The following is a 6838-nucleotide window of genomic DNA, read 5'->3' as shown; positions in this document are numbered from 1 at the left end:
CACACCGGGAGCCCGGCCCGGCAGCTCCGGAGGCCGCGAAACCTCGTCGTGGTGCCCGGTGTCGTGGTGCCCGGTCGGGAACCGAGCCGTTGACGTCGTCAGAATCGAAGGACGCGTACCGGTCATCCCCACCCCGGATCGATCCCACCTAGCAGCCTAGGATGCCTTACAGGTGGTGACCCCGACTCCACCCGCGAGCAAGACGGAAGAACAGCCACCGGACCAGGGGGGAGGCAGAGGGAATCGGGGTCAGCCGGGGGACCGGTCGAGCCGGTACGGTGCTCGCCGTGACCGCAGACGATCGTCGGGCGGCCGGCCCGGTCGCCGTGCTCGCCAACCCTGTCGCCGGCCGGGGCCGGCACCGGGCGCTGCTGCCCAGGGTCCTCGACGGCCTCGCCGCCGCCGGGCACCCGGTGGAGCTGCTCACCGCGCACGACCCCGCCGGGGCCGAAGCGGCCTGCCACGCGGCGGTCGCCGCCGGGGCGTCCGCGCTGGTTGCGGTCGGTGGCGACGGCACGGTCCACCGGGCGCTGCAGGCGGTCGGCGGTACGGCGGTGCCGTTCGCCCCGGTGCCGGTCGGCACCGGCAACGACTTCGCCGCCGACGCGGGGTTCCCGGCCGATCCCCTCGCCGCCGTCGCGGTGATCGCCGCCGCGCTGCGGGCCGGCCGTACCCGTGGCGTCGACCTGGCCCGGATGACCGGCGGCGACGGCACCGACCGCTGGTACGGGGCGGTCCTCGCCGCCGGGTTCGACGCGATCGTCAACGAGCGGGCCAACCGGATGCGCTGGCCGCGCGGCCCCCGCCGGTACGACCTGGCGATCCTCGTCGAGCTGGCCCGGTTGCGCCCGCGCCGCTACACGCTGCGCCTCGACGGCGTCGCGCACGAGGTGGACGCGGTGCTGGTGGCGGTGGGCAACGGTGCCCGTTACGGGGGCGGTATGCGGATCTGCCCCGCCGCCGACCTCACCGACGGGCTGCTCGACGTGGTCGTCGGCGGCCGCTTCGACAGGCGCACCCTGATCCGGGTCAAACCGCGCATCTACGCCGGCACCCACGTGACGCATCCGCTGGCGAGCAGCTTCCGGGCCCGTACCGTCGAACTGGCCGCCGAGGGCATCACCACCTACGCCGACGGGGAGCGCTCCCTAAACCTGCCGGTACGGATCAGCGCGGTGCCTCGGGCGGTGCGTCTGCTGCGGTGAGCGGCCCACGCGGGGCGGCGGCGCGGACCGCGCCGCTGCTGGCGACGACCACCAGGCCGATCGCCAGGACCTCGACCGGGTGCAGGTCCTGCCCCAGGATCAGCCAGCCGGCGAGCGCGGCGAGCGCCGGACCGAGGCTCATCAGCACGGCGAAGGTCGAGGTGGCCAGCCGGCGCAGGGCCAGCAGTTCCAGCGTGTAGGGCAGCACCGAGGCGAGCAGCGCCAACCCGGCCCCGAGGGCCAGCACCCCCGGATGCCACAGCCGGGCCCCGGCGTCGGCCAGGCCGAACGGCAGGGACAGCAGCGCGGCCAGGGCCAGGGCGAGGGCCAGCCCGTCGGCCCGGGGGAACCGACCGCCGACCCGCGCGGAACTGACGATGTACGCGGCCCACAGCGCGCCCGCCGCGAGCGCGAGGCCGACGCCGACGGGGTCCAGCCGGTCGAAGCCGCCCTGGCCCAGCAGCGCCACCCCGGCCAGCGCGAGGCCCGCCCAGCACCAGGCTGTCCACCGCCGGGCGGTCAGCACCGACAGGGTGAGCGGCCCGAGCACCTCCAGGGTCACCGCCGGGCCGAGCGGGATCCGTTCGATGGCCTGGTAGAAGACCGAGTTCATGCCGGCCAGGGCGAGCCCGAATGCGCCCACGGCCAGCCAGTCGGCCCGGTCGTGTCCGCGCAGCCGGGGGCGGCACACCAGCAGCATCAGCACCGCCCCGATGGCCAGCCGCAGGGTGACCGTGCCGGGGACGCCGACCCGGGGAAAGAGCAGCGCGGCCACGGCGGAGCCGAAGTGCACCGACAACGCCCCGCCGAGCACCAGCCCGACCGCCGTCGCCCGGCCGGACGACCCGGTCACGGGGAGGGCAGGGCCAGGTCGAGCACGGTGCCGAGACCGCTGGGGCGGCCCGGTCCGGCGGCCGGCAGCACCAGCACCCCGCAGCCGGCGGCGACCGCCCCGGCGTCGGCCGGGGTGTCCCCGACCATCAGCGTCCGTTCCGGGTCCACCCGCAGCATCCCGCAGGCGCGCAGGAAGATGCCCGGGTCCGGCTTGCACCGTCCCACCTCGTACGACAGCGCGTACGCGTCGACCAGGTCGGCCAGGCCCCAGGCGGCGAAGAGGGGGCGGATGTCGAAGCCGATGTTGCTGACGACCGCCACCGGGATCCCGGCGTCGCGGAGCGCGGTGAGCACCGGCGCGGTGTCCGGGTAGGGCACCCAGCCGTCCGGCCCGAGCACCCGCTCGTAGAGCGCCTCGGCGAAGCCCTCGATCCCGGCGTCCACCGTCTCGGCCAGCCCGGTGTACGCGGCCCGGTGGGCGTGCTCGTAGAGGTCCCGGTCGGCCCAGAGTTCGGCGAGCCGGGGCGGTACCCGGGCCGGCAGCGGGCCGCCGGCCCGGCCGGCGGTGAGCAGCCGGTCGGCCAGCGCCGTGGCCCGCATCCGCTCCAGCTCGACCCCGCACGTCGCGGCGGCGGCGACCACCCAGTCGTGGGCCGGTTCGACCTGGGCGAGGGTGCCGTGGAAGTCGAAGAGCACCGCCTGGACGCGATGGCGGGACGCGCCCGCCCGGGTGGCGTGCGTGACGCCGTTCGGGGTCGGGGACGGTTCGGCATGATCCGGCACGTCGTGCACCCTACCGACCCGCCCCGACGGCCGTGCCGGACGGCCTTGGCGGGTGGGTGTCGGTGGTACCGATTAATCTTGCTGACATGTCGAGCCCCGCCGAGCGGTACGCCGAGGCCCGTCGCCGGGCTGCCCAGGCCGCCCAGTTCCCGGCCCTGGAAGAGTTCACCCTCGACCTGGGGTTCGACCTCGACGACTTCCAGCGGGAGGCGTGCCAGTCGCTGGAGCGGGGCAGCGGGGTGCTGGTCTGCGCCCCGACCGGGGCGGGCAAGACGGTGGTCGGCGAGTTCGCCGTGCACCTGGCGTTGCGGGGCGTGCCGGGTGCGGCGTCGCCGGCCGGGGACGCGCCCCCCGCCCCCCGGCGCAAGTGCTTCTACACCACGCCGATCAAGGCGCTGTCCAACCAGAAGTACCACGACCTGGTGCAGCGTTACGGTGCCGCGCAGGTGGGGCTGCTCACCGGCGACAACGCGATCAACGGGGACGCCCCGGTGGTGGTGATGACCACCGAGGTGCTGCGCAACATGCTCTACGCCGGTTCGGCCACCCTGGCCGGCCTGGCCTACGTGGTGATGGACGAGGTGCACTACCTCGCCGACCGGTTCCGGGGCGGGGTCTGGGAAGAGGTGATCATCCACCTGCCCTCCTCGGTCACCCTGGTGTCGCTGTCGGCGACGGTCTCCAACGCCGAGGAGTTCGCCGACTGGTTGGTCACGGTGCGCGGTGAGACGGCGGTGGTGGTCAGCGAGCACCGGCCGGTGCCGTTGTGGCAGCACATGCTGGTCGGCAGGCGGATGTTCGACCTGTTCCACGACGCCGACGCGGCCCGCAAGCACGACGTGCACCCGGAGTTGTTGCGCTACACCCGGGAGCAGACCCGCCGGCTGGAGCTGGGGGAGGGGCGCAGCGCTGGCCCCGGCGGCGGTCGGCGTGGTCCGCGCTGGCGGGGGCCGCTGCGTCCGGACATCGTCGACCGGCTCGACCGGGAGGGGCTGCTCCCGGCGATCCTGTTCATCTTCAGCCGGGCCGGCTGCGCCGCCGCCGTGCAGCAGTGCCTGGCGGCCGGTCTGCGGCTGACCTCGGCGGAGGAACGCGCCGAGATCCGTCGGGTGGTGGAGTCCCGGGTCACCGCGATCCCCGGCGAGGACCTGAGCGTGCTGGGCTACTGGGAGGGGCTCGACGGCTTGGAGCGTGGTCTGGCCGCCCACCACGCCGGGATGCTGCCGGTGTTCAAGGAGGTCGTCGAGGAGTTGTTCGTCCGGGGGCTGGTCAAGGCGGTCTTCGCCACCGAGACCCTGGCGTTGGGCATCAACATGCCGGCCCGGTGCGTGGTGCTGGAGCGGCTGGTCAAGTTCAACGGCGAGGCCCACGTCGATCTGACCCCGGGGGAGTACACGCAGCTCACCGGGCGGGCCGGTCGGCGGGGCATCGACGTCGAGGGGCACGCCGTGGTGGTGTGGTCGCCCGAGACCGATCCCCGGCACGTGGCGGGCCTGGCCTCCACCCGCACCTATCCGCTGCGGTCGAGCTTCCGGCCGTCGTACAACATGGCGGTCAACCTGGTCGGCAGCGTGGGGGCCGAGCCGGCCCGCGCGCTGCTGGAGTCGTCGTTCGCCCAGTTCCAGGCGGACCGGTCGGTGGTCGGGCTGGCCCGTCAGGTGCAGCGCAACACCGAGACCATCGACGCGTACGGCGCGGAGGCGGCCTGTCACCAGGGTGACTTCGACGAGTACTTCGCGCTGCGGGTGGCCATCGCCGACCGGGAACGGGCCATCGCCCGGCAGGGGCAGACCCAGCGTAAGGCTGCCGCGGTGGCGTCGCTGGAGCGGCTGCGGGTCGGCGACGTGATCCGGGTGCCGTCCGGGCGGCGGGCCGGGCTCGCGGTCGTCCTCGATCCGGCGACCGGGGGATTCGGTGAGCCCCGGCCGCTGGTGCTCACCCAGGACCGTTGGGCGGGGCGGGTGAGTCCCGGCGATTTCACCACCCCGGCCGAGGTGCTGGCCCGCATCCGGGTGCCCAAGCACTTCAACCACCGTTCGCCGGCCGCCCGGCGGGATCTCGCCGCCGAGGTCAGCGGCACCGGGCTGGACCGGCACGGTGGCCGGCGGGGTGGCCGGTCCCGGCAGGCCGCCGGTGAGGACCACCGGCTCAGCCAGCTCCGCACCGAGTTGCGGCGGCACCCCTGCCACGCCTGCCCGGAGCGGGAGGATCACGCCCGGTGGGCGGAGCGGCGTCGGCGGCTGGAGAAGGACACCGACGAGCTGCGGCAGCGGGTGTCGGGGCGGACCGGCTCCCTGGCCCGGACCTTCGACCGGATCGTCGCCCTGCTGACCGCCCGGGGTTACCTGTCGGCCGACGGTGGGGTGACCGACGCCGGTCGGATGCTGGGCCGGATCTGGACGGAGGCCGACCTGCTGGTCGCCGAGTGTCTGCGGCGGGGTGTCTGGGACGGTCTGTCGCCGGCGGAGCTGGCTGCCGCCGTCTCGGTGGTGGTGTTCGAGGCCCGGCGGGACGTCGACGAGCGGGCGTCGCTGCCGCGTGGGCCGGTCGCCGACGCGGTCGACGAGACGCTCAAGCTGTGGAGCGAGATCGAGGCCGACGAGGCGCAGCGGGGCCTGACCGCCACCCGGGAGCCGGATCTGGGGTTCGCCTGGCCGATCTACCGGTGGGCGCGGGGGGAGACCCTGGCCAAGGTGCTCGCCAGTGGGCACCAGTTCGACGGGGAGATGCCGGCCGGGGATTTCGTCCGCTGGGCCCGCCAGGTCGCCGACCTGCTCGGTCAACTATCCGACTCCGGTGGGGCGTCGACGGAGTTGCGGGCCACCGCACGGCAGGCGATCGCCGCCGTGAACCGGGGCGTACTCGCCCATTACCCCTCCGCCTGATCATCACTTTCGGTCACCCTCGGGCGGTGAATCGACGCATCGGACGGTCACCGTGACGGCACCCCCCGGATTGCCGGGGGGCCGCTGTTGCGCCTGCTCGCAGGCTCCCCGATCATTGCTCGGGCGCGGTCGCCTACGCGCCGGTAATGAGTGGGGGGAAGACCGCTGTGGCGGAGATCAATCACTTTGAGTACGGGTGGATAACACCGGCGCTGAGTTACGCGCTGTCCGTGCTCGGTTCGTTCCTCGGTCTGGTCTGTGCCGGGCGGATCCGTACCGCCACCGGTTCCGGCCAGCGATTCTGGTGGGGCCTGCTGGCCGCCTGGGCGATCGGTGGCACCGCGATCTGGGCGATGCACTTCATGGCCATGCTCGGGTTCGCGGTCACCGGCACCCGCATCCGGTACGACGTGCCGCTGACCGCCGCGAGCACGGTGATCGCCGTCACCGCCGTCGGGATCGGCCTGGCGATCGTCGGCACCGGCCGGCTCGGTGCCGCGAAGGTCCTCGGGGGTGGCCTGTTCACCGGGATCGGCGTCGCGGCCATGCACTACACCGGGATGGCCGCGATGCGGCTCAACGGTGACCTGAACTACGACGCCACCCGGGTCGGGCTGTCGGTGGCCATCGCCATCGTCGCGGCCACCGTGGCGCTGTGGCTGGCGATGACCGTCCGCCGGGGCCTGGCGATCGTCGGTTCCGCCCTGGTGATGGGGGTGGCGGTCAACGGCATGCACTTCACCGGGATGAGTGCCCTGTCGGTGCACCTGCACGGGCAGCGCGGCGAGGTGACCGGCGCGGGGGTGAGCACCCTGCTGGTGCCGATCGTCCTCGCGGTGATCTTCGTGGTGGTGGGGTTGGTCTACGCGCTGCTGGCCGCGCCCACCGACGACGACCGGGCCGCCGCCGCCTACCTGCAGGCCCGGCAGGTCAACGCGCCGGTCGTCGAACAGCAGACGGCCCCGGACCCGGTGGGCCTGCGCGCCCGGTCGACCACCCTGGGCCGGCCGGGCACCCCGTTCCCGTCCCGTCGGGACGCCCCGCCCCCGCCGTCGCGCTGACCGCCGCAGGCTCCGACGGCGGGATCCCGACCGTCCGGTCGGTGGTGCGGGGCGGACCGGTGGACGATCC

5 protein-coding genes are annotated in these 6838 nt (G+C 74.3%); 3 read left to right on the top strand and 2 right to left on the bottom strand.

The annotated features are described in order from the left end of the window. The first annotated feature begins 278 nt into the window (after positions 1–278). Positions 279–1205: a diacylglycerol kinase family protein gene (locus tag ACOJTC_RS00240; RefSeq protein WP_420115266.1), complete on the top strand. Its 927-nt coding sequence runs from the start codon at positions 279–281 to the stop codon at positions 1203–1205. Here the strand turns inward: ACOJTC_RS00240 and ACOJTC_RS00235 are convergent. Together ACOJTC_RS00235 and ACOJTC_RS00230 are read right to left on the bottom strand one after the other, a co-directional pair. After that, positions 1168–2058: an EamA family transporter gene (locus ACOJTC_RS00235; RefSeq protein ID WP_420115265.1), complete on the bottom strand. Its 891-nt coding sequence runs from the start codon at positions 2056–2058 to the stop codon at positions 1168–1170. The two genes, ACOJTC_RS00240 and ACOJTC_RS00235, sit on opposite strands and share 38 nt — an antisense overlap. Further along, a complete protein-coding gene (locus ACOJTC_RS00230) occupies positions 2055–2822 on the bottom strand; it encodes an HAD family hydrolase (RefSeq protein ID WP_377684554.1) in 768 nt (255 codons plus the stop codon). Before ACOJTC_RS00230 ends, ACOJTC_RS00235 begins: the two co-directional genes overlap by 4 nt. An 86-nt stretch (positions 2823–2908) precedes the next feature. On the opposite strand from ACOJTC_RS00230, the gene ACOJTC_RS00225 reads away from it, so the two are divergent. Further along, a complete protein-coding gene (locus ACOJTC_RS00225; RefSeq protein ID WP_420115264.1) occupies positions 2909–5707 on the top strand; it encodes a DEAD/DEAH box helicase in 2799 nt (932 codons plus the stop codon). A 167-nt stretch (positions 5708–5874) separates the two neighbouring features. Beyond that, a complete protein-coding gene (locus tag ACOJTC_RS00220; RefSeq protein ID WP_420115263.1) occupies positions 5875–6768 on the top strand; it encodes an MHYT domain-containing protein in 894 nt (297 codons plus the stop codon). Positions 6769–6838: the final 70 nt, after the last annotated feature.

The sequence above is a fragment of the Micromonospora sp. genome (genome assembly GCF_048594385.1).
Taxonomy (GTDB): Bacteria; Actinomycetota; Actinomycetes; order Mycobacteriales; family Micromonosporaceae; genus Micromonospora; species Micromonospora wenchangensis.
This window is presented reverse-complemented; position numbering and strand designations above follow the sequence as displayed.